The sequence below is a fragment of the Pseudomonas fluorescens group sp. PF-69 genome, from assembly GCF_054481235.1.
Genome location: NZ_JBTMNC010000001.1, coordinates 1,965,335 through 1,986,828 on the forward strand (window position 1 = coordinate 1,965,335; position 21,494 = coordinate 1,986,828).

Annotated in this window: 19 protein-coding genes; 8 read left to right on the forward strand and 11 right to left on the reverse strand. The window is 61.7% G+C overall.

Features of this window, described 5'->3' with window-relative positions:
* Positions 1-167: 167 nt before the first annotated feature.
* The 3 genes from ACX3YF_RS09000 to ACX3YF_RS09010 are packed head-to-tail and all read right to left on the reverse strand — an operon-like array spanning position 168 to position 2,319.
* Positions 168-755 (reverse strand): YggT family protein, encoded by a 588-nt coding sequence (locus tag ACX3YF_RS09000; protein WP_047534529.1) that lies wholly within the window; start codon positions 753-755, stop codon positions 168-170.
* 24 nt (positions 756-779) lie between these two features.
* Complete coding sequence (gene proC / locus ACX3YF_RS09005; protein ID WP_204149753.1) at positions 780-1,598, reverse strand: pyrroline-5-carboxylate reductase; 819 nt, start codon at positions 1,596-1,598, stop codon at positions 780-782.
* A gap of 34 nt (positions 1,599-1,632) precedes the next feature.
* The gene (locus ACX3YF_RS09010) at positions 1,633-2,319 is read right to left on the reverse strand and encodes a YggS family pyridoxal phosphate-dependent enzyme (protein ID WP_103402805.1); all 687 of its coding nucleotides are present in this window, start codon (positions 2,317-2,319) and stop codon (positions 1,633-1,635) included.
* Positions 2,320-2,376: 57 nt separating this feature from the next.
* Between ACX3YF_RS09010 and ACX3YF_RS09015 the strand changes: the two genes are divergently transcribed.
* The gene (locus ACX3YF_RS09015; protein WP_448647578.1) at positions 2,377-3,411 is read left to right on the forward strand and encodes a type IV pilus twitching motility protein PilT; all 1,035 of its coding nucleotides are present in this window, start codon (positions 2,377-2,379) and stop codon (positions 3,409-3,411) included.
* A 130-nt stretch (positions 3,412-3,541) separates the two neighbouring features.
* On the opposite strand, the gene ACX3YF_RS09020 is transcribed toward ACX3YF_RS09015, so the two are convergent.
* Positions 3,542-4,162, reverse strand: a complete 621-nt coding sequence (locus ACX3YF_RS09020) for a C40 family peptidase (protein WP_130206665.1) — start codon at positions 4,160-4,162, stop codon at positions 3,542-3,544.
* A gap of 250 nt (positions 4,163-4,412) precedes the next feature.
* Here ACX3YF_RS09020 and ACX3YF_RS09025 point away from each other — a divergent pair, with 250 nt between their 5' ends.
* Entirely contained in the window at positions 4,413-4,844 is a 432-nt protein-coding gene (locus tag ACX3YF_RS09025) for an NINE protein (protein ID WP_130206663.1), read from the forward strand.
* A 95-nt stretch (positions 4,845-4,939) separates the two neighbouring features.
* Here the strand turns inward: ACX3YF_RS09025 and ACX3YF_RS09030 are convergent, their stop codons facing one another.
* The 7 genes from ACX3YF_RS09030 to gshB form a co-directional block, all read right to left on the reverse strand.
* Entirely contained in the window at positions 4,940-6,211 is a 1,272-nt protein-coding gene (locus tag ACX3YF_RS09030; protein ID WP_458973650.1) for a dihydroorotase, read from the reverse strand.
* Positions 6,208-7,212, reverse strand: coding sequence for an aspartate carbamoyltransferase catalytic subunit (locus ACX3YF_RS09035; protein ID WP_047534513.1), 1,005 nt, complete (start codon positions 7,210-7,212; stop codon positions 6,208-6,210). Before ACX3YF_RS09035 ends, ACX3YF_RS09030 begins: the two co-directional genes overlap by 4 nt.
* Before the next feature lie 27 nt (positions 7,213-7,239).
* Positions 7,240-7,743 carry a bifunctional pyr operon transcriptional regulator/uracil phosphoribosyltransferase PyrR gene (gene pyrR, locus ACX3YF_RS09040; RefSeq protein ID WP_047534509.1) on the reverse strand — a complete coding sequence of 168 codons (504 nt, stop codon included), beginning with the start codon at positions 7,741-7,743 and terminating at the stop codon, positions 7,240-7,242.
* Positions 7,744-7,837: 94 nt separating this feature from the next.
* A complete protein-coding gene (ruvX, locus tag ACX3YF_RS09045) occupies positions 7,838-8,275 on the reverse strand; it encodes a Holliday junction resolvase RuvX (RefSeq protein WP_130206659.1) in 438 nt (145 codons plus the stop codon).
* Positions 8,275-8,847: a YqgE/AlgH family protein gene (locus ACX3YF_RS09050; protein ID WP_130206657.1), complete on the reverse strand. Its 573-nt coding sequence runs from the start codon at positions 8,845-8,847 to the stop codon at positions 8,275-8,277. Before ACX3YF_RS09050 ends, ruvX begins: the two co-directional genes overlap by 1 nt.
* Before the next feature lie 199 nt (positions 8,848-9,046).
* On the reverse strand, positions 9,047-9,946 hold the full coding sequence (locus tag ACX3YF_RS09055; protein ID WP_130206655.1) for an energy transducer TonB: 900 nt from the start codon (positions 9,944-9,946) through the stop codon (positions 9,047-9,049).
* Positions 9,947-10,042: 96 nt separating this feature from the next.
* Complete coding sequence (gshB, locus tag ACX3YF_RS09060) at positions 10,043-11,014, reverse strand: glutathione synthase (protein ID WP_130206653.1); 972 nt, start codon at positions 11,012-11,014, stop codon at positions 10,043-10,045.
* A gap of 284 nt (positions 11,015-11,298) precedes the next feature.
* Here gshB and pilG point away from each other — a divergent pair, with 284 nt between their 5' ends.
* From pilG to ACX3YF_RS09090, 6 genes are all read left to right on the forward strand, one after another.
* Positions 11,299-11,703: a twitching motility response regulator PilG gene (gene pilG / locus ACX3YF_RS09065; protein ID WP_090326068.1), complete on the forward strand. Its 405-nt coding sequence runs from the start codon at positions 11,299-11,301 to the stop codon at positions 11,701-11,703.
* 57 nt (positions 11,704-11,760) lie between these two features.
* Positions 11,761-12,126 (forward strand): twitching motility response regulator PilH, encoded by a 366-nt coding sequence (gene pilH / locus ACX3YF_RS09070; RefSeq protein ID WP_047539122.1) that lies wholly within the window; start codon positions 11,761-11,763, stop codon positions 12,124-12,126.
* Between the two features lie 10 nt (positions 12,127-12,136).
* A complete protein-coding gene (locus ACX3YF_RS09075; RefSeq protein ID WP_458973651.1) occupies positions 12,137-12,676 on the forward strand; it encodes a chemotaxis protein CheW in 540 nt (179 codons plus the stop codon).
* A 137-nt stretch (positions 12,677-12,813) separates the two neighbouring features.
* Positions 12,814-14,874, forward strand: a complete 2,061-nt coding sequence (locus ACX3YF_RS09080) for a methyl-accepting chemotaxis protein (protein ID WP_130206647.1) — start codon at positions 12,814-12,816, stop codon at positions 14,872-14,874.
* Positions 14,875-14,923: 49 nt separating this feature from the next.
* Positions 14,924-20,932: an Hpt domain-containing protein gene (locus ACX3YF_RS09085; RefSeq protein ID WP_458973652.1), complete on the forward strand. Its 6,009-nt coding sequence runs from the start codon at positions 14,924-14,926 to the stop codon at positions 20,930-20,932.
* Complete coding sequence (locus ACX3YF_RS09090; protein WP_448647574.1) at positions 20,925-21,392, forward strand: chemotaxis protein CheW; 468 nt, start codon at positions 20,925-20,927, stop codon at positions 21,390-21,392. Before ACX3YF_RS09085 ends, ACX3YF_RS09090 begins: the two co-directional genes overlap by 8 nt.
* The last annotated feature ends 102 nt before the right edge of the window (positions 21,393-21,494 follow it).

Here is a 21,494-nt window from a genome sequence, read left to right on the forward strand (position 1 = left end):
CCAGTGGGGTTAGCGGCAAGCAAAGGGCGGGCCTGATTTTTCCTGAACGGCCGAGGTGCGGCTATCGCGGGCAAGCCACGCTCCCACAGGAGTACAGATTCCAATGTGGTCAGCGGGGCTAGCCCGCGATGAGCGATGACTCGCTCAACCGGGCCGCCGCATCAGTATCAGATCAGCCCGAACAGCTCTTTTGGCATCAGGGCGTAGTACGCCAGGCGCGGAATCAGCCAGCTCTGCAGCAACTGCAGCGCGATAAAGGCGAAGATGGGCGAGATGTCGAGGCCGCCCAGGTTCGGAATGATCCGGCGGAACGGCGCGAGTACCGGTTCAGTGATCTGCTGCACCAGCTCGGCGCCAGGGTTATGGCTGCCCGGAGCGACCCAGGACAGGATCACGCTGATGATCATCGCCCAGAACAGGATTTTCAGAAACAGCGCGAAAATGCCGATCAAACCCCATGGCACCAGGAACAGCACGTCCACCTTGTAGCCGCTGAGCAGCAGGATGACGGCGAACAGCACCATTTGCACGATCAGCGCCAGCACCAGTGACGACATGTCCAGCCCGAACATGCTCGGGATGACCCGGCGCAGTGGCTTGAGCAGCGGTTGAGTGGCCTTCACGGCGAACTGGCAGAGCGGGTTGTAGAAGTTCGCCCGCACCAGTTGCAGGATAAAGCGCAACAGCACCACCAGCAGATACAGGCTGCCCAGGGTTTGAATCACGAAAATGGCAGCGTCATTGAGTCCGAGCATCATTGATTCCTTTGTAAGAGCTGATTAGCGACCGAGTTGCTCAGCCATTTCGGCCGAACGGTGCGCGGCGGCGCCCAATGCTTTTTCTACCAGCGCTTCGAAGCCACCGGCCTGGAACGACTTGATCGCCGCTTCCGTGGTGCCCGCCGGCGAGGTGACGCGGCGACGCAGTTCAGCGGCGTCGACGTCGCTGGAGACCGCCATGTGAGCCGCGCCCAGTGCGGTTTGCAGGGTCAGTTGAGCGGCGATGTCGGCTGGCAGGCCGAGTTTCACGCCCGCAGCGGTCATGGCTTCGATCAGCAGGAAGAAATACGCCGGGCCGGAACCGGATACCGCGGTGACCGCGTCCAGTTGCTGCTCCTCGTCCAGCCACAGGGCGATACCGACGGCCGACAGCAGCTCTTGCGCCTGTTGGCGTTGTTCGGCGGTTACCTGGGCGGTGGCGAACAAGCCGCTCACGCCCTGGCGCAGGAGTGCCGGGGTGTTGGGCATGCAGCGCACGATCGGTTGGGCGCCGAGCCAGCTATTCATGCTGGCGCAGGTGATGCCGGCGGCAATCGAAACCACCAGTTGCTCAGGCTTCAGGCTTGGACGGATCGCTTCGCAGACCGCTTTCATCGCTTGAGGCTTGACCGCCAGCACGACCACATCGGCACCGTCGATGGCCTGTGCGTTGTCGGCAAAGGTTTCGATGCCGTGTTCGGCGCTCACGCGGGCGCGGGTTTCTTCACCCGGATCGCTGGCGCGGATCTGCGCGGCGTCCAGGCCTTTGGCCCGCAGGCCGCCGATCAGACTGGCGGCCATGTTGCCGGCACCGATAAAGGCAATACGCGTCTTGCTCATGTCAGGTCCTTATAAAAAGTGTGTAAGCCATGGATCAAGGCTGTGAATAGTCGCGAGCGCCAAACAGGGCCGTACCAATGCGGACCCAGGTGGCGCCTTGAGCGATGGCCGATTCGAGATCGTGGCTCATGCCCATGGAGAGTGTGTCGAGCGGCAGATTCAGGCTGGCTTGCAGATTCTGCACGGCAGCAAAGGCGGCATCCTGGGCGGCGCGATCTTCAGTCGGCTCGGGAATCGCCATCAATCCGCGCAACTTGAGGCGAGGCAGGGCGCTGATGGCATTGGCCAGGGCCGGCAGGTCGGCCGGGGTGCAGCCGGATTTGCTGGCCTCACCGCTGACGTTGACCTGGATGCAGATGTTCAACGGTGGCAGATCGGCAGGTCGCTGTTCCGACAAGCGTTGTGCGATTTTCAGGCGATCCACGGAATGCACCCAGGCGAAGTGCTCGGCGATTGCGCGAGTCTTGTTCGATTGAATGGGGCCGATGAAGTGCCAGATCAAGGGCAGGTCGGCCAATTCGAGCTGCTTGCCCAGGGCTTCCTGCAAGTAGTTTTCGCCAAAGTCGCGCAGGCCGGCGGCATAGGCTTCGCGCAGGGCTTGTGCGGGTTTGGTCTTGCTCACGGCCAGCAGCTGGACGCTGTGTTCGTCCCGGTTGGCGGCGAGGGCGGCGGCGCGGATGCGCGAACTAACCAGTGCAATGTTGTCTGCTATCGTGGACATTCAAGGGGCGCCAGCGGGTCTGAGGTTGGCGGCATTCTACTGGAATTGAGGCGTGCTATGGATATCACTGAGCTGCTGGCGTTCAGCGCCAAACAAGGAGCATCCGACCTGCATCTGTCTGCGGGCCTGCCGCCAATGATTCGTGTCGACGGCGATGTGCGGCGCATCAACCTGCCGCCCCTGGATCACAAGGAAGTGCAGGCGCTGATCTACGACATCATGAACGACACCCAGCGGGTGGACTTCGAGAAGCACCTGGAAACCGACTTTTCCTTTGATTTGCCTGGCGTCGCGCGTTTTCGGGTCAATGCGTTCAACCAGAGTCGTGGTGCTGGCGCCGTGTTTCGCACCATCCCCTCCAGGGTCTTGAGCATGGAGGAATTGGGCATGGGCGATGTGTTTCGCAAAATGACCGACGCTCCCCGTGGCCTGGTGCTGGTCACCGGCCCGACCGGCTCCGGCAAGTCCACGACGCTGGCGGCGATGATCGATTACCTGAACAACCATCGTCACCACCATATCCTCACCATCGAAGACCCTGTCGAGTTCGTCCACGAATCGCGCAAATGCCTGATCAATCAGCGCGAAGTCCATCGCGACACCCGCAGCTTCCCCGCAGCCTTGCGTTCAGCCCTGCGCGAAGACCCGGATGTCATTCTGGTGGGCGAGATGCGCGACCTGGAGACCATTCGCCTGGCGTTGACGGCCGCCGAGACCGGTCATCTGGTGTTTGGCACGCTGCATACCACCTCGGCGGCGAAGACCGTCGACCGGATCATCGACGTGTTTCCGGGGGATGAGAAGTCGATGGTGCGCTCGATGTTGTCCGAGTCGTTGCTGGCAGTGGTTTCCCAGACCCTGGTCAAGAAGATTGGCGGCGGGCGTATGGCGGCCCACGAGATCATGCTCGGCACGTCGGCGATCCGGAACCTGATCCGCGAAGACAAGGTGGCGCAGATGTATTCGTCGATTCAGGCGGGCGGGTCGCTGGGCATGCAGACGTTGGACATGGGACTGAAGGAGCTGGTGGCCAAGGGCCTGGTCAGCCGCGACCATGCGCGGGAGAAGGCGCGGTCACCGGATAATTTCTGAGGGGAAGCTGTGGCGCTTTACAGGAGGCTTCGCGAGCAAGCTCGCTCTCACAGGGGACTGCATTCCAATGTGGGAGCGAGCGTGCTCGCGAAGAGGTCGTTACATTCGAAGCAGGTTCCAGCGGATGTAATCAGCGCTGAACAACCCGCATCGCGTTCTGATCTTTCGGCAGAACTCGTTTGGCAACGGCGTAGTGGTTTTCCCAGTACGGCTTCTTCAGTGTGTCGATGGTCACCGACTTGCCACGACGTGGTGCGTGGATGAAGCGGTCGTTGCCCAGGTAGATGGCAACGTGATTGACTCGACGGCTCTTGATGTTGAAGAAAATCAGGTCGCCTGGCTTCAGGTCGTTGCGATTGACCTTCTCGCCGTGACCGCTAGCCATGGCATTGGAGGTGCGTGGCAGGTCAAACGTGGCGTCGTTGAACGCGTATTTCACCAGACCGCTGCAGTCGAAGCCTTTGCTCGGGCTGCTGCCGCCCCAACGGTACGGCGTACCGAGGACATTGACCGCACGGCTCAGCACATTGCTGCTTTCCTTGTTCGCCATCGGCGGAACCAGGCCTTTTTTGTTGCTGGCCAGCTGTGGAGCGTGTTTGACTGATTTTTTGCTTTTGTTCGAAGGAGCAGAAGCATGGGATTTCGGCGTGTAACCATTGACGTTCGGAAGACGTTGCTCACGATTGGTGGCGTGGGCGGCCAGTGGCAATAACAGGCAAATGGTTAGCCATGTCTTTATAAATGGACGCATTAGGCAGGGCTCGTATGGGTTAGCGCGCAACTTTATAACAGCTTTTTTGTCCCTTCCGAGGCCGTTGGTCGATTCAACCTGGGGGTCAACGGAACTAAATAAGCGGCAAAAAGACGCCATTGTCGGACAGAAGTCAGGTGCTATAAGGCTTTGACGGGAGACAACGTACCACTTGCCATACGTCGGGTGCTCGTAAAAAAGTCACAAAGAATTCAAGAATATTTATCTATCGTGTGAATCGAGGTCATCCATGAACACCTATCAACAACCCGTTCCCCACCAAGATACCCACAGCAAAGTGATTGGTTATCTGTTGTGGATTTTCGGTTTCACCGGCGCTCACCGCTTTTATTACGGCAAACCGGTCACGGGGACGATCTGGTTCTTCACCTTCGGTTTGTTGGGGATTGGCTGGTTGATCGACCTGTTCCTGATCCCGTCAATGGACCGTGAAGCCGACCTGCGGTTCACCGCCGGCCCGATCGAATACAACGTCGCGTGGATTCTGCTGACGTTTCTCGGGGTGTTCGGTGTGCACCGGATGTACCAGGGGAAATGGATCAGCGGGTTGATCTACCTGCTGACGGGCGGGCTGTTCTTCGTGGGCGTGCTGTATGACTTCTGGACGCTGAATGACCAGGTTTCGCTGCGTAACGCGCAGAGCCGAGGTGCCTTTCAGTAAGCCATCGCTAGCAGGGCTAGCTCCCACGGGGGGTCTGTGAACCTCACAAATCCCCTGTGGGAGCTAGCCCTGCTAGCGATTGGGATGACACGGTCTTACGCTTGGTGACTGATCCGTCCATCCACCAGGGTGTAACGCACCAGACCCGGCAGGCTATGTCCGATGAACGGGCAATTCTCGCCTTTGGACAGCCAGCTTTCCCCGGCCACGGTCGAAGCCGCAGGGTCGAACAACACGATATCCGCCGCGCCACCCACCGCCAGCTTGCCGGCCGGCAGGCGCAAGGCCTCGGCAGGACCGGCGCCAAGGCGCGCCAGCAGGGTCGGCAAGTCCAGCAAACCGTCTTCCACCAGCGTCATCGCCAATGGCAGCAGCAGTTCGACGCTGCTGATGCCGGGCTCGGTGGCACCGAACGGCGCCAGTTTGGCGTCGCGCTCGTGGGGTTGGTGGTGGCTTGAAATCGCCGAAATCACGCCCGACTTCACTGCCGCACGCAGACCCTCGCGGTCAGCGCGGGTGCGTAGCGGCGGCTGGACGTGATACAGACTGTTGAAGTCGATCAGCGCTTCGTCCGTCAGGATCAACTGGTACAGGGCGACATCCGCAGTGACCTTCAGGCCACGGGCCTGGGCCTGGGCGATCAGGGCTACGCCGCGAGCGCTGGTGAGCTGGCTGAAGTGCGCGCGCACGCCGGTTTGCTCGACCAGCAGCAGGTCCCGGGCCAGGGCCACGGTCTCGGCGGTTTCCGGAATGCCCGGCAAGCCGAGGAAACTCGCGGTCGGGCCTTCGTGGGCCAAACCGCCTTCGGCCAGATCATGGTCCTGGGAGTTGAAAATCACCGTCAGGTCGAAGGTTGCCGCGTACTCCAGCGCCCGGCACAGGGTGCGGGTGTTGCGGAAGCTCTCCAGGCCGTTGCCGAAGGCCACGCAGCCGGCATCGCGCAACGCGACCAGCTCTGCCAGCTGTTCGCCGTCCAGGCCTTTGCTCAGGGCGCCGATCGGGAAGACTTTGGTGTTGCCGGCCTCGCGGGCGCGGTCGAGGATCAGTTCGGCCACCGCCGAGGTGTCCAGCACCGGTTTGGTTTTTGGCGGGCAGCACAGGCTGGTCACGCCACCGGCCGCGGCCGCGCGGGTTTCGCTGACGATCGAGCCTTTACGGCTGTAGCCCGGTTCACGCAGGGCAACATTGAGGTCGACCAGCCCAGGGGCGGCCACCAGGCCTTTGGCGTCGAGGGTGTCGACGGCGACGAAACCGGCCGGTGCGGCGCCAATGGCGACGATCTTGCAGGCTTCAATGTGGATGTCGGTAACTTGATCCAGGCCGCTGGCTGGATCGATCACGCGGGCACCGAGAATGCTGAGCTTCACTGGGCGTTCTCCTGCTCGAATTGGCGCTGGGCAGTCTGCCCGCTCATGGCCATGGACAAAACGGCCATACGAATGGCGATGCCGTAGGTCACCTGATTGAGGATCACCGAGTGCGGGCCGTCGGCCACCGCCGACTCAATCTCCACGCCACGGTTGATCGGCCCCGGGTGCATCACGATGGCATCGGGCTTGGCGCCGGCCAGGCGCGCAGTGGTCAGGCCGAACAGGCGGTAGAACTCGCCTTCGCTCGGCAGCAGGCCACCGGTCATGCGTTCGCGCTGTAGACGCAACATGATCACCACGTCGACGTCTTTCAAGCCTTCGGCCAGGTCGGTGTAGACCTTCACGCCGTATTGCTCGATACCGATCGGCAGCAGGGTTTTCGGGGCGATCACGCGGATGTCCGGGCAGCCCAGGGTTTTCAGCGCCAGCATGTTCGACCGGGCCACCCGCGAGTGCAGGATGTCGCCGACGATGGCCACCGAGAGGTTCTCGAAGCCGCCCTTGTGCCGGCGGATGGTGAGCATGTCGAGCATGCCTTGGGTCGGGTGGGCGTGACGGCCGTCGCCGCCGTTGATGATCGCCACCTGCGGGCACACGTGTTCGGCGATGAAGTGCGCGGCGCCGGAGTCACCGTGTCGCACGACGAACATGTCGGCCGCCATGGCTTCCAGGTTGCGCAAGGTGTCGAGCAGGGTTTCACCCTTGCTCGCCGACGACGTGGACACGTTCAGGGTGATCACGTCCGCCGACAGGCGCTGGGCCGCCAGTTCGAAGGTGGTGCGGGTGCGGGTGGAGTTCTCGAAGAACACGTTGCACACGGTCTTGCCGCGCAGCAGCGGGACCTTCTTCACCGCGCGGGCGCCGACTTCGAGGAACGAGTCGGCGGTGTCGAGGATTTCCGTCAGCAGCTCGCGGCGCAAACCGTCGAGCGAGAGGAAGTGGCGCAGCTGGCCCTGATCATTGAGCTGCAGCGGGCGCTTGGTTTCTAGAGGCGTCATCGCAAGGGGGACTCTCAATAGGGCGAATTAAAGGGCGAGGTCTTGCACTTCGAGCTTGAGCTCCGGGCCGGACAGCTTCACGCGCTCGTGGGCGGCGAGTGACAGTGTTGCACCCACCACGTTCGGGCGGATCGGCAGTTCGCCGGCGTCCAGGTCCAGCAGGCACACCAGCGTCACACTGGCCGGACGCCCGTAGTCGAAGAGTTCGTTCATGGCCGCGCGGATGGTCCGGCCGCTCATCAGTACGTCGTCGATCAGCACCAGGTGCTGGCCTTCGATTTCGAACGGCAGGGCAGAGGGACGCACTTGCGGGTGCAGGCCGTTCTGGCTGAAGTCGTCGCGGTAGAAGGAAACGTCGAGCGTGCCGAGGGGCTCATGGCTGCCCAGCTCTTTGAGCAGGGCCTGGGCGACCCAGACGCCGCCGGTACGAATGCCGATGTAACGCGGTTCGCTGATGCCACGGTGTTCCAGGTGTGCCTTGAGACGGATCGCCATCTGGCTGATCAGTTCGGTGGGATTGGGCAGGCTCATGGTTGCTCCTTCTTGGACCCGAGTCGGGTTGTGCTTGGGTTGGCTCGGGTTGTTACTAAAAGAGCCGCATGGCGACTCTTCAGGATTGGGTGCATCAGGATTCGAACAAAGCGCTGTTTTCGTCGAGCCAGCCTTGCAGCAGCAGGGCGGCGGCGATGGCATCGACCGGGTTGTCGCGGTAACTGCCTTTCTGGCCGCCACGATCACGGCGTTCGCCCTTGGCCTCGAACGTGGTCAGGCGTTCGTCGTGGGTATAGAAGGGCAGGTTGAAGCGGCCATTCAGGCGACGGGCGAACTTTTCCGCGCGGGCGCACATGTCGCTGGGCGTGCCGTCCATGTTCAGCGGCAGGCCGACCACCACGGCGTCGGGTTTCCATTCCTTGATCAGGGCTTCGACCTGATCCCAGTCGGGAATGCCATTCTGCGCTTTCAGGGTGCACAGCTCGCGGGCCTGGCCGGTAATCACCTGGCCTACCGCAACGCCGATCTGTTTGGTGCCGTAGTCGAATCCGAGGATCAGCCGCAGGGCCATCAGGCGTGCCCCGCCTGGCTGGTGAGCAGGCTGAGGTTGATGCCCAGGTGCTTGGCGGCGGCTTCCAGGCGCAATTCACTGCTGGTGTTGAACAGGACGTCAGCGTCGAACGGGCAGGTCAGCCAGGCGTTCTGCGCCAGTTCGGCTTCCAGTTGCCCGGCTTCCCAGCCGGCATAACCGAGGGCTATCAGGCTTTTCGCCGGGCCGACGCCGTCGGCGATGGCGAACAGTACGTCCTGGGAGGTCGACAGGGATAAATCGCCTTCCAGATCAACGGTCGCCTGATAGCTCTGCCCCGAAGGATGCAGGACAAACCCGCGATCGGTCTGCACCGGGCCGCCGATGAAAATCGGCACATGCTGGCAGAGTGCAGGTGGTTCGATATCCGGGCGCAATTGCTCGAGGATATCGGCCAGATTCAGGTCTTGCGGACGGTTGACCACCAGCCCCATGGCACCGTTGGCCGTGTGCTCGACGATGTAGGTCAAGGTGTGCGCAAAGTTCGGGTCGACCATGTGCGGCATGGCGATCAGGAATTGATGCTTGAGGTAGCTGGGGCTGACGTTTTTCATGAGCGCTAGTGTGGCGTTGGAGGGGCAAACTGACAAGCTGGGGATGCGCAGGGAATGCCGCAAATTGCTGTTGGCGACACAATCCCTGCAGGAGCGGGCCTGCTCGCGATAACCCTGAGAACACCGCGTGGTCTCAATCTTCCAGCGTTATCGTTGACGACCATCGCGAGCAGGCTCGCTCCCACAAGGCTACGGTAGGTCAGTTGCTTGAGAGTCTGTCCCCACGGGCAAACTTCCAGGTGCGAATGATTTCCAGCCGGTCAATATCCGACAGATCCCCGGTAAACGGAGCGAAGGGCGCGGCCAGGCGCACGATGCGCTGTGCCGCCTGATCCAGCAACGGTTGCCCGGAGGACTCCAGCACCAGCACCTCATACAGCGAGCCGTCACGGTTGATCGACACCATCAGGCGCAAACTGCCGTAAATCTGTTGGCGCCGGGCTTCTTCGGGGTAATTGAGGTTGCCGATGCGCTCGATTTTCTTGCGCCAATCTTCCTTGTACCAGGCACCCTTGTCTTTCATGGTCGAGGCGGCGCTCAGGCGGTGGATGCGCGGGCGCTTGGCGTACAACTGTTGTTCATTGGCCAGTTCCGCTTCCAGGCTGGCGATGTCGCTGGACAACTGTTCAGTGTCAAACGTCGGCGCGGCCACGGTTGGTTTGGTGTCGGTCTTGGGTTCTTCGGTCTTGGCTGCGGCTTTTTTCGGCTTCGGCGCGACGGTGGTCACCGCCGCCTTGGGCGGGGCCTCCCGCACTTCAGGCTTGGCCGCTGGCGGTGGCGTGACTTTCTGAACCTTGTTGTCCTGGAACGGCGCGACCTCGGTGGTCTTGGGGATCGCCTTTTTATCCAGGGTGCCGCTGCCTTGTTGATTTTCCTGGGCGAGGAAATCGGCTTTCTCAGGCTTCTTTTCGCTTTTGAACGTGGCGAGGGTGATTTCCAGGGTTTTGCTGATTTGCTTGGGCTCGACCATCGTGAAGCCGACGCCCAACAGCAAGGCCAGGTGAATCAGCGCCGCAAGAAACAGGGTAAAACCGAGGCGATCAGCCGGGCGCACGCCACGGTGGGCGAGTTCGGCGGGCAGATCGGACGGGAGGGTCATGGGGCAAAAAACCAACATCGCGTTTTCGTGGGCTGGGCATGATAACGCAATGTTGGTTTTTAGCTTCAAGCTTCAAGTGTCGAGCGACAAGCTGTATCAAGCCTTTGGCTTGTTGCCTGCGGCTTGCAGCTTCTTGTCGATAGCCTCCATCAGCAGGCCGCCAATGTCGGTACCGAACGCATTATCGATCTCGCGAATGCAGGTCGGGCTGGTGACGTTGATTTCCGTCAGGTGCTCGCCAATGACGTCCAGACCCACGAACAGCAGGCCTTTTTCGCGCAGGGTCGGGCCGACTTGCGCGGCGATCCAGCGATCTTTCTCGGTCAGCGGGCGCGCTTCGCCACGGCCACCGGCGGCCAGGTTGCCACGGGTTTCGCCCTTGGCGGGAATGCGCGCCAGGCAGTAGTCCACCGGTTCGCCGTCGATCATCAGGATACGTTTGTCACCATCGATGATGGCGGGCAGGTAGCCCTGGATCATGATCTGCTGCTGACCGTGCAGGGTCAGGGTCTCGAGGATCACCGACAGGTTCGGGTGGCCCGCGGTGTGGCGGAAAATCGACGAGCCGCCCATGCCGTCCAGCGGCTTGAGGATCACGTCGCCGTGGTGGTCGGCGAATTCGCGCAGCACATCCGGGCGACGGCTGACGATGGTCGGCGGCGTGCACTGCGGGAACAGCGTGGCGAACAGTTTTTCGTTGCAGTCACGCAGGCTCTGCGGCTTGTTGACCACCAGCACGCCAGCACGCTCGGCCTGCTCCAGCAGGTACGTGGAGTAGACGAACTCCATGTCGAACGGAGGATCCTTGCGCATCAGGATCACGTCCAGATCACTCAGCAGTGCGTCTTGCTCGGCTTCCAGCTCGAACCATTTTTCAGGATTGGCGAAGACCTTCAGCGGACGCATCCGCGCCCGCGCCTGGCCTTCGGCCTGGTACAGGTCGCGCTGTTCCATATAGAACAATTCCCAGCCGCGCTTCTGCGCGGCCAGCAGCATGGCCAGCGAGCTATCCTTTTTATAGGAAATGCTGGCAATAGGGTCCATGACAATCCCGACGCGAACGCTCATGGGTGTTTCCTCTAAAGTGGGTGAGGCCTATGTCGATCCCTGTAGGAACCGGCTCGCTCCCACAAAAAATCAGTCCAAGAGACCGTATAAAAGTGGCGTCAGAGTGGCGCTGAGTGTGTTCCCGGTCAAGGAAAAACCACCGCGAAGGCTGGCCGATAGATTGGTGTTGGAGACTGTGCTAAAAAGGCTGCCAAGTGGTACTGGCCCTTGAACATCAAGGGTTTCGAGCCCTCCGGTTACCGGAAATGGACAATTTGATTCGCAAAGGCGACGGCAGAGCATTTATGGAACAGCATTCCAGCGCCTTGAAGGTCATGGTGATCGACGACTCGAAGACGATTCGTCGCACCGCCGAAACGCTGTTGAAAAACGTGGGCTGTGAAGTGATCACCGCCATCGACGGTTTCGATGCCCTGGCCAAGATTGCCGACAATCACCCCGGCATCATCTTTGTCGACATCATGATGCCGCGTCTGGATGGCTATCAGACCTGCGCTTTGATCAAGAACAACCCAGCGTTCAAGTCCACGCCAGTGATTATGTTGTCGTCCAAGGACGGGCTGTTCGACAAGGCCAAGGGGCGTATCGTCGGCTCCGACCAGTTTTTGACCAAGCCTTTCAGCAAGGAAGAACTGCTGAACGCGATCCAGGCCCATGTTCCGGGCTTTGCCGCCGTTTTGCCGCAGTAAGACACCTACAGTGACGCTCGGCCAACGTGCCTGGCGTCGACAAGAATGGGGAAGACCATGGCACGTATCCTGATCGTCGATGATTCGCCGACTGAAATGTACAAACTGACCGGCATGCTGGAAAAGCACGGTCATGAAGTATTGAAAGCCGAAAACGGCGCCGACGGCGTGGCCCTGGCGCGCCAGGAAAAGCCCGACGCAGTGTTGATGGACATCGTCATGCCCGGCCTCAACGGGTTTCAGGCGACCCGTCAGTTGACCAAGGACCCGGAAACCGGGCATATCCCGGTGATCATCATCACCACCAAGGATCAGGAAACCGACAAGGTCTGGGGCACGCGCCAAGGGGCCAGGGACTACCTGACCAAACCCGTCGACGAAGAAACCCTGATCAAGACCCTGAACAACGTATTGCCCGGTTGATCGTCCAGCCATGAGCGAGTCACTGACCGCCTTCGAGCTTCTGCTGCAGATCGACCAGCGTTGTCGTCTGCTGGCCGCGGACTTGCCGTCCCAGCCGCCCCGGCAGGACAGCTGGAGTGGCATCGGCTTTCGCGTGGGCGAACACTGGTATGTCGCGCCCATGGGCGAAGTCGGCGAAGTGCTGCACGAGCCGCGCTTCACGCAACTGCCCGGGGTCAAGCCCTGGGTCAAGGGCGTGGCCAACTTGCGCGGGCGGTTATTGCCGATCATGGACCTGTGTGGCTTTTTTGGTTACGAGCTGTCGACCGCGCGAAGACAGCGACGGGTATTGGTGGTGGAGCACGAAGATGTGTTTGCCGGCTTGATGGTCGACGAAGTCTTCGGTCTCCAGCACTTCGCTCGGGACAGCCTGGAGGCCGTACCCGCTGACGAATTGCAGGGGCCGGTGGCGGCGTTCGTCGAAGGCTGTTTTCAGGGCGAGCAGCATTGGCGGGTGTTCAGCCCGTTTGCGTTGGCGCGATCCCAGGGATTCATGAACGTCGCGGTATAAACGTGGACCCTTGTGGGAGCGAGCTTGCTCGCGATGACGGACCCACAGCCAGCATTGCTATCGATTGATCCACCGCTATCGCGAGCACGCTCGCTCCCACAGGTACTTCGGCAAGCTTTAAAGGGTGTTGGTGACCGATGATAAAAGCAAAAACAGGCAAGCCAGTGGAAGGGTCGCGCAGTCGGTCGCAGATCATCGTGCTGTTCATCGCACTGATCATCTTCATCATGCTGCTGTTCGCCAACTTCGCGTATCTCAACACCCAGGCCACCTACGATAAGCAGTACATCGGCCACGCTGGCGAATTGCGCGTGCTGTCCCAGCGCATTGCCAAAAACGCCACCGAGGCCGCCGCCGGCAAGGCCGCGGCATTCAAGCTGCTCAGCGATGCGCGCAATGATTTTGCCCAGCGCTGGGGCTATCTGAAGAAAGGCGACCCGGCGACCGGCCTGCCGCCAGCGCCGGCGACCGTGCGCCCGGAAATGCGTGCCGTGCAACTGGATTGGGAACGCCTGCTGAAGAACACCGACGCCATTCTTTCCAGCGAGCAGACCGTGTTGTCGTTGCATCAGGTGGCCGCCACCCTCGCCGAAACCGTGCCGCAGTTGCAGGTCGAATACGAAAAAGTGGTGGAGATCCTGCTGCAACGCGGCGCCCCGGCGGGGCAGGTGGCGATGGCCCAGCGTCAATCGCTGCTGGCTGAACGGATTCTCGGCGCGGTGAACACGGTATTGTCCGGCGACGAAAACTCGCAGCAGGCCGCCGATGCTTTCGGTCGTGACGCGGCGCGTTTCGGTCTGGTGCTCAACGGCATGCTTCAGGGTAACGTGTCGCAGAGGATCAGCCAGGTCGAAGACCGCGATGCGCGCGCGCGACTGACCGAGATTTCCGAGCTGTTCGAGTTCGTCTCCGGCTCAGTGGACGAAATCCTCGAAACCTCGCCCGAACTGCTCAAGGTGCGCGAATCGGCCACCAACATTTTCAGCCTGTCGCAAACCCTGCTTGATGAAGCCTCGCACCTGGCCAGCGGTTTCGAAAACCTGGCGGGTGGGCGCACCACCGATACCATTGGCGGTTACGTACTGGGTTTGTTGGCGTTAACCTCGATCATCCTCATCGGTTTGGTGATGGTGCGTGAAACCAATCGCCAACTGCGGGAAACCGCCGAGAAAAACGAGCGCAACCAGAACGCGATCATGCGTCTGCTCGACGAGATCGAGGACCTGGCCGATGGCGACCTGACGGTCACGGCATCGGTCACCGAAGATTTCACCGGCACCATCGCCGACTCGATCAACTATTCCGTGGACCAACTGCGCGACCTGGTGGCGACCATCAACCTGACGGCCGGCCAGGTCGCGGCCGCCGTGCAGGAAACCCAGGCCACCGCGATGCATCTGGCGCAAGCGTCGGAGCATCAGGCGCAGCAGATCGCCGAAGCGTCTACCGCCATCAACGAGATGGCCGAGTCCATCGATCAAGTGTCGGCCAACGCCGCCGAATCTTCGGCGGTGGCCGAGCGTTCGGTGGAAATCGCCAACAAGGGCAACGAGGTGGTGCACAACACCATCCACGGCATGGACAACATCCGCGAACAAATTCAGGACACCGCCAAACGAATCAAACGTCTTGGCGAGTCTTCCCAGGAAATCGGCGACATTGTCAGCCTGATCGATGACATTGCCGATCAAACCAACATCCTCGCGCTCAATGCGGCAATCCAGGCGTCCATGGCCGGTGATGCCGGGCGCGGCTTCGCGGTGGTCGCCGATGAAGTGCAACGTCTGGCCGAGCGTTCATCTGCGGCGACCCGGCAGATCGAAACCCTGGTGCGGGCGATTCAGACCGACACCAATGAAGCCGTGATTTCCATGGAGCAGACCACCACCGAAGTGGTGCGAGGTGCGCGGCTGGCGCAGGATGCCGGTGTGGCCCTGGAAGAAATCGAAGGGGTTTCCAAGACGCTGGCGGCGCTGATCCAGAGTATTTCCAACGCCGCACAACAACAGACGTCGTCTGCCGGTCAGATTTCCCTGACGATGAATGTGATCCAGCAAATCACGACGCAGACCTCGTCAGGTTCCACCGCCACCGCCGAGAGCATCGGCAACCTGGCGAAAATGGCCAGCCAGTTGCGGCGGTCGGTGTCCGGTTTCACCTTGCCGGCCGCCCAGGCGCAGGCGACGGACAACGCTTGAACCGCCTTCGGGCGTTGGCATTTTGACTGAAGTGGTAACTGGAGTGGTTATGGGTGATCGGCACGACTATGTGGCCCTCGAATGGGTCAAAGGCGAGATTGCCGAAACGCTGAAGCAGGCTCATCACGCCATCGAAACCCTGCTGGATGATCCGCAGGCGACGCACGCGCTGAGTGATTGCCTGGCGTGCATCCATCAGGTTCACGGCAGTTTGCAGATGGTCGAATTCTACGGCGCGGCCCTGCTCGCCGAAGAGATGGAGCAGCTTGTGTGCGCCATGCAACAGGACCGCGTCAGCCACCGTGACGAGGCGCTGCACCTGTTGATGCAAGCCTTGGGGCAATTGCCGATTTACCTCGACCGGGTCCAGGGCGCGCGTCGCGACTTGCCGCTGGTGGTGCTGCCGCTGATCAACGATCTGCGCAGCGCCCGTGGTGAAGGCCTGTTGTCGGAAACCAGTCTGTTCAGCCCGCAGCTGCCCGATCTGCCGCCGCTGGACGAAGAATCGCTGGCGCTGCTGGAACCGGCGGAGCTGCCGAGCGTGCTGCGCAAATTGCGGCAAATGTTGCAGATGGCCCTGGTTGGCTTGCTCCGTGAGCAGGATGACGAGACTAACCTCGGTTATCTGGCCAAGGTATTCAGTCGTCTCGAAAGCCTGTGCGGTACCGCACCCTTGAGCCCGTTGTGGCAGGTCGCTTCGGCGCTGGTCGAAGGCATGCGCGGCGGTGCGATTGCCAACAGCCCCGCCTTGCGCAGCCTGTTCAAGGACGCCGACAAGGAGCTCAAGCGTCTGCTCGAACAGGGCATGTCCGCGATCAATCAACCGGCGCCGCCGGAGCTGCTCAAGAGTTTGCTGTTTTACATTGCCAAAGCCGAACACCCCACCGGGCAGATGCTGACCATGAAAGATCGCTACGGACTGGACGATGCGCTGCCTGACAGCGCGATGGTCGATGAAGAACGCGCACGGCTGGCCGGTCCCGACCGCGACGCCATGCGTTCGGTACTGGCGGCGCTCTGCGAGGAGCTGGTGCGGGTCAAGGAGCGCCTGGACCTGTTCGTGCGCAGCGACCGGCAACACGCTTCCGATCTCGACAGCCTGTTGGCGCCGCTGCGGCAAATCGCCGACACCCTGGCGGTGCTGGGTTTCGGTCAGCCGCGCAAGGTCATCATTGACCAATTGGCGGTGGTGCTGAGTCTCGCCCAGGGCCAGCGTGCGCCCGATGACGCGATTCTCATGGATGTGGCCGGGGCCTTGCTCTATGTCGAAGCGACGCTGGCCGGCATGGTCGGCACCGTGGAACCGGAGAGTCAGGAAGAAAGCCGTCTGCCGACCACCGACCTGACGCAGATTCACCAGATCGTGATCAAGGAAGCGCGCATTTGCCTGCAGCAGGCCAAGGACATGATCGTCGACTACATCGACGCCGACTGGGACCGTCAGCATTTACAGGCGCTGCCGGCCCTGTTGACCCAGGTTCGCGGTGCGCTGGCGATGATTCCGTTGAGCCGCGCGGCCAGCCTGATCGAAACCTGCAATCACTTCATCCGCGAGCACCTGCTGCTCGATCCTGGCCAGCCCGACTGGCAGGAACTGGACAGCCTGGCCGACGTTATCGCCAGCCTCGAATACTACCTGGAGCGCCTTAACGATGACCCGGAAGCACCTGGTGAGTCATTGCTCGATATCGCCGAAAAAAGCCTGGCGTCACTCGGTTTCTTCCCCAGCGAACAGCATGTGCCGGTGCTCGAGGATGTGTTGAGCCCGAGCGAAGCGCAGGTCATGCAGCAGATGCAGGAACTGGACGGCCCGGCCATCGTCCAGACCCTGGCGGATGTGATGGCCAGCCCGGTGTCGGCGCTGAACCCGCCCGCCCTGACCACGCCGGGCAGCCTGTTGCCGCCGCCTGCCGGTGAAGAGCCGGTGGATGACGAACTGCGCGAAGTGTTCCTTGAAGAGGCCGATGAGGTGCTGCAAATCCTTCGGGAATACTTGCCGCGCTGGTCGGCCACCCCCAATGACCCGTCAGCCCTGGGGGAAGTGCGTCGCGCGTTCCATACGCTGAAGGGCAGTGGTCGAATGGTCCGTGCGCTGGTGCTCGGCGAACTGGCCTGGGCCGTGGAAAACCTGCTCAACCGCGTGCTGGAGCACAGCGTCGTACCGGGCGCTGCGGTGCAACAACTGTTGGCTGAAGTGGTGGCGCTGCTGCCGGAACTGGTGGCCGAATTTGCCGCCGGTGCACAACGCCAGCGCAACGACGTCGACCAATTGGCTGCCCGCGCCCATGCCCTGGCCAAGGGCGAGGAATGGGCCGCCGATGAAGATACCCAGGACGTCGCGGCCCTTGATCCCTTGCTGCTGGAGATCTTCCGCAAAGAAGCCGAAACCCATTTGAACAGCCTCAACCGCTTCCTGGATCAGGCTGCCGAACACGTGCCGCTGCAGGCCAGCGATGAGCTGCAACGCGCCTTGCACACCCTCAAGGGCAGCGCGTCGATGGCCGGGGTGTTGCCGATTGCCGAGCTGGCCGCGCCGCTGGATCAACTGGCCCGGGAATACAAGGCCCACCAGATCGCCCTGGATCTGGACGAAGTCGAATTGCTGTTGGAAGCCGAAGGATTGTTCCGCCTCGGCCTGCGCCAACTGAAGATGGACCCGTTGGCCGAGATCCCTGACGCGGCGGCCTTGATCCAACGCACCCAGGCAGTGTTGGCCGAACGTCTGGCCAGCCTGTCGAACACCTCGAGCACAGGGCTGCGCATCAAGCGCGATCCGCAATTGATCAACAACTTTCTGGCCCAGGGCATGGACATCCTGCTGGACGCCGAAAGCCTGTTGCAACGCTGGCAGCAACACCCTGGCGAACGCCAGGAACTCAGTGCGTTGCTGGATGAATTGACCACCCTCGGCGAAGGTGCGCACCTGGCCGATCTGCATCCTGTCGATGAGCTATGCGAAGCCTTGCTCGACCTTTACGGTGCGGTGGAAGAAAGCAGCCTGGCGGTCAGCGAGGCGTTTTTCCAGGAAGCGCAAAGTGCCCACGAAGCGCTGATCAACATGCTTGATGAACTGGCTGCCGGCCAGGAAGTCAGTCCGCGCCCGGAACGTATTCGCGCCTTGCACGGCCTGCTCGATCAGAGCCTCGACCCGTCGGCCATGGGCCTGATCCGTAGCGACGGCAGCCGCACCCTGAGCATCCGCGAACTGTCCGATGCCACCGCCGAACTCGAAAACAGCCTGCCCCCTGTGGGAGCGAGCCTGCTCGCGAAGGACGTCAACGATGACGCGTTATCGCAGGATAGACGCGGCGCCTGTGAGTCCATCGCGAGCAGGCTCGCTCCTGCAAAGGAACGTGAGCTGGACGACGAGATCGTTTCGATCTTCCTCGAAGAGGCCGTGGATATCCTCGAAAGCGCCGGCCAGGCCTTGCAGCGCTGGTTGGGCGAGCCGCAGAACGTCGCGCCGCTGTCGTCCTTGCAAAGGGACATGCACACCCTCAAGGGCGGTGCGCGCATGGCCGAGGTCGAGCCGGTCGGTGACCTGGCCCATGAACTGGAAAACCTCTACGAAGGCCTGGTCGACCGTCGTTACAGCTACAGCGTCGGGTTGACCGATTTGCTGCAACGCAGCCATGAGCGGTTGGCGCAATTGCTTGAGCAACTGCAACAGCACCAGCCCTTGGGCGACTCGAGCGAGTTGATCGAAGCGATCCGCGTGTTGCGCCAAGGGCAAACGGGCCACGCCGATGTGATCGAACCTGCGGCCAGCCATGACTCGGCCCATCACGACAGCGAGCTGCTGGACATCTTCCTCGAAGAAGGTTTCGACATCATCGAAAGCTCCGGTGCGGCGCTGGTGCGCTGGCAGGCCGAGCCGTCGAATCGTCAGGAAGTGGAAACCCTGCTGCGCGACCTGCACACGCTCAAGGGCGGCGCCCGTATGGTGGAAATCGCCCCGATCGGCGATTTGGCCCATGAGCTGGAGTTTCTCTACGAAGGTTTATCCACCGGGGTGCTGAAACCCACGTCGGCGTTGTTCGAGCTGCTGCAACGCAGCCATGACCGTCTGGCGCAAATGCTCGACGCGACCCGCGCCGGCGAACCCTTGCCGCCGGCCGATCGGCTGATCGACGCGATCAAGAACTTCAGCCACCCGACGCTGCCTGAAGCGCCAGCGCCAATCTCGCTGCCCGTCACCGCAAAAAACGAAGCCCCGCAGCAGCCCGATGCCGGGGCCGACATGGTCAAGGTTTCGGCGGAACTGCTCGATGACCTGGTCAACCTGGCCGGCGAGACATCGATCTTTCGCGGCCGCATCGAGCAGCAGGTCAGCGATGCGCAAATCACCCTGAACGAGATGGAAACCACCATCGAGCGGATGCGCGATCAGTTGCGTCGACTCGATATCGAAACCCAGGGTCGGATCCTCAGCCGCCAGCAAGTCGACGCCGAACGGCTGGGTTACGAAGAGTTCGACCCGCTGGAGATGGACCGTCACTCGCAATTGCAGCAACTGTCGCGGGCGCTGTTCGAATCGGCCTCCGACCTGCTCGACCTCAAGGAAACCCTCGACCGGCGCAATCAGGACGCGGAAAACCTGCTGCAACAGCAAGGCCGCATCAACACCGAACTGCAGGAAGGCCTGATGCATACGCGCATGGTGCCGTTCGAGCGGATGCTGCCGCGCTTGAAGCGCATCGTTCGTCAGGTGTCCGAAGAGTTGGGCAAGGACGTCGAGTTCATCGTCGAAAACGCTGAAGGCGAGATGGATCGCAACGTGCTCGAACGCATGGCCGCGCCGCTTGAGCACATGCTGCGCAACGCCGTGGACCATGGCCTGGAATCTGCCGAGGCGCGAATAGCGGCGGGCAAGCCGGCACAGGGACGGATCACCCTCGATCTGTTGCGCGAGGGCGGCGACATCATTTTCGATATTCGCGACGACGGTGCCGGCGTGCCCCTGGAGGCGGTGCGGCGCAAGGCGATCAAGCGCGGTTTGCTCGACCCGAACAGCGAGATCAGCGACCGCGACGTGCTGCAATTCATCCTCCAGCCGGGGTTCTCCACGGCCGAGAAAATCACCCAGATTTCCGGGCGGGGCGTCGGCATGGATGTCGTGCATGAAGAAGTCCGGCAACTGGGCGGCAGCATGAGCATCGATTCCGTACGGGGGCAGGGCGTGCACTTCCGCATTCGCCTGCCGTTCACGGTGTCGGTCAACCGCGCGCTGATGGTGCAATGTGGCGAGGATCAGTACGCGATCCCGCTGAACACCATCGATGGCATCGTCCGTGTGCTGCCCAACGAGCTCGAAGGGCATTTCCGCCTCGACCCGCCGACCTATGAATACGCCGGGCAGCGCTATGAACTGTGCTACCTGGGCGAACTGCTGAAAACCAGTCCACGGCCAAAACTGCTGGGCCAGAACCTGCCGCTGCCGGTGCTGCTGGTGCAGTGCAACGAACGGCACATCGCGGTGCTGGTCGATGCCATGGCCGGCACTCGCGAGATCGTGGTCAAGAGCCTCGGCCCGCAGTTCGCGGCCGTGAAGGGCGTGTCCGGCGCGACGATCCTGGGGGATGGCCGGGTGGTGCTGATCCTGGATTTGCTGGCGCCGATCCGCGCCCTGCAAGCCCATGTGCCACAGCGTCCGGCGAATCCCGATACCGAGAGCGAGCCGCAACGGCCGTTGCTGATCATGGTGGTCGATGACTCGGTCACCGTGCGCAAGGTCACCAGCCGCTTGCTCGAACGCCACGGCATGAACGTGCTGACGGCCAAGGACGGGGTCGACGCCATGCTGCTGCTTGAAGAACACATGCCCGACGTATTGCTGCTCGACATCGAAATGCCGCGCATGGACGGTTTCGAAGTGGCAACGCTGGTGCGCAGCGACGAGCGTTTGAAGCACCTGCCGATCATCATGATCACCTCGCGCACCGGGCAGAAACACCGCGACCGCGCCATGGCCATCGGCGTCAACGACTACCTCGGCAAGCCGTACCAGGAGTCGGTACTGCTCGAAAGCATCGCCCTATGGAGCAAAACCCATGCTTGAGCGGCTGATCGACCAGCGCACCAGCCACCTCACCGGCCTCTTGCTGCCACTGGCCGACCGTAACCTGATCCTGCCCAACGTCGCGGTCGCCGAACTGATCGACTACCAGCCCGCGGCATTCGACCTCGACACGCCGCCCTGGTATCTGGGGCGAGTACCGTGGCGCAACCGGCAAATCCCGCTGCTCAGTTTCGAGTCGGCGTGCGGCAGTAAAATCATCATCGGTGAGCGCGCACGAATCGTCATCCTCAACGCCCTCGGCGGCCGCCCCGAGCTGAAATTCATCGCCATGCTGGTCCAGGGCATTCCCCGCTCGTACAAGCTCGACAGTCAATTGAGCTATGTCGACGTGCCGCTGTGCTCGCTGGAAAAAGCAGCGGTGCAAGTGGGTGATCAAGTGGCCAGGGTTCCGGATTTGCTGGCGTTGGAAGAGTTGCTTGTGATCGCTGGATTGGCCTGACTGGTCCCATTGCAAGCAGGCTCGCTCCCACAGGGTTTTGTGTACACCGCAGATCCAATGTGGGAGCGGGCTTGCCCGCGAAGTCGTCAGCCCTGAGAACGC

Excerpts from the sequence above, each read along its gene's own strand:
- ACX3YF_RS09000 (WP_047534529.1), bottom strand. The coding sequence starts at position 755 with ATGCTCGGACTCAATGACGCTGCCATTTTCGTGATTCAAACCCTGGGC.
- proC (WP_204149753.1), bottom strand. The coding sequence starts at position 1,598 with ATGAGCAAGACGCGTATTGCCTTTATCGGTGCCGGCAACATGGCCGCC.
- ACX3YF_RS09010 (WP_103402805.1), bottom strand. The coding sequence starts at position 2,319 with ATGTCCACGATAGCAGACAACATTGCACTGGTTAGTTCGCGCATCCGC.
- ACX3YF_RS09015 (WP_448647578.1), top strand. The coding sequence starts at position 2,377 with ATGGATATCACTGAGCTGCTGGCGTTCAGCGCCAAACAAGGAGCATCC.
- ACX3YF_RS09020 (WP_130206665.1), bottom strand. The coding sequence starts at position 4,162 with ATGCGTCCATTTATAAAGACATGGCTAACCATTTGCCTGTTATTGCCA.
- ACX3YF_RS09025 (WP_130206663.1), top strand. The coding sequence starts at position 4,413 with ATGAACACCTATCAACAACCCGTTCCCCACCAAGATACCCACAGCAAA.
- ACX3YF_RS09035 (WP_047534513.1), bottom strand. The coding sequence starts at position 7,212 with ATGACGCCTCTAGAAACCAAGCGCCCGCTGCAGCTCAATGATCAGGGC.
- pyrR (WP_047534509.1), bottom strand. The coding sequence starts at position 7,743 with ATGAGCCTGCCCAATCCCACCGAACTGATCAGCCAGATGGCGATCCGT.
- ruvX (WP_130206659.1), bottom strand. The coding sequence starts at position 8,275 with ATGGCCCTGCGGCTGATCCTCGGATTCGACTACGGCACCAAACAGATC.
- ACX3YF_RS09050 (WP_130206657.1), bottom strand. The coding sequence starts at position 8,847 with ATGAAAAACGTCAGCCCCAGCTACCTCAAGCATCAATTCCTGATCGCC.
- ACX3YF_RS09055 (WP_130206655.1), bottom strand. The coding sequence starts at position 9,946 with ATGACCCTCCCGTCCGATCTGCCCGCCGAACTCGCCCACCGTGGCGTG.
- gshB (WP_130206653.1), bottom strand. The coding sequence starts at position 11,014 with ATGAGCGTTCGCGTCGGGATTGTCATGGACCCTATTGCCAGCATTTCC.
- pilG (WP_090326068.1), top strand. The coding sequence starts at position 11,299 with ATGGAACAGCATTCCAGCGCCTTGAAGGTCATGGTGATCGACGACTCG.
- pilH (WP_047539122.1), top strand. The coding sequence starts at position 11,761 with ATGGCACGTATCCTGATCGTCGATGATTCGCCGACTGAAATGTACAAA.
- ACX3YF_RS09075 (WP_458973651.1), top strand. The coding sequence starts at position 12,137 with ATGAGCGAGTCACTGACCGCCTTCGAGCTTCTGCTGCAGATCGACCAG.
- ACX3YF_RS09080 (WP_130206647.1), top strand. The coding sequence starts at position 12,814 with ATGATAAAAGCAAAAACAGGCAAGCCAGTGGAAGGGTCGCGCAGTCGG.
- ACX3YF_RS09085 (WP_458973652.1), top strand. The coding sequence starts at position 14,924 with ATGGGTGATCGGCACGACTATGTGGCCCTCGAATGGGTCAAAGGCGAG.
- ACX3YF_RS09090 (WP_448647574.1), top strand. The coding sequence starts at position 20,925 with ATGCTTGAGCGGCTGATCGACCAGCGCACCAGCCACCTCACCGGCCTC.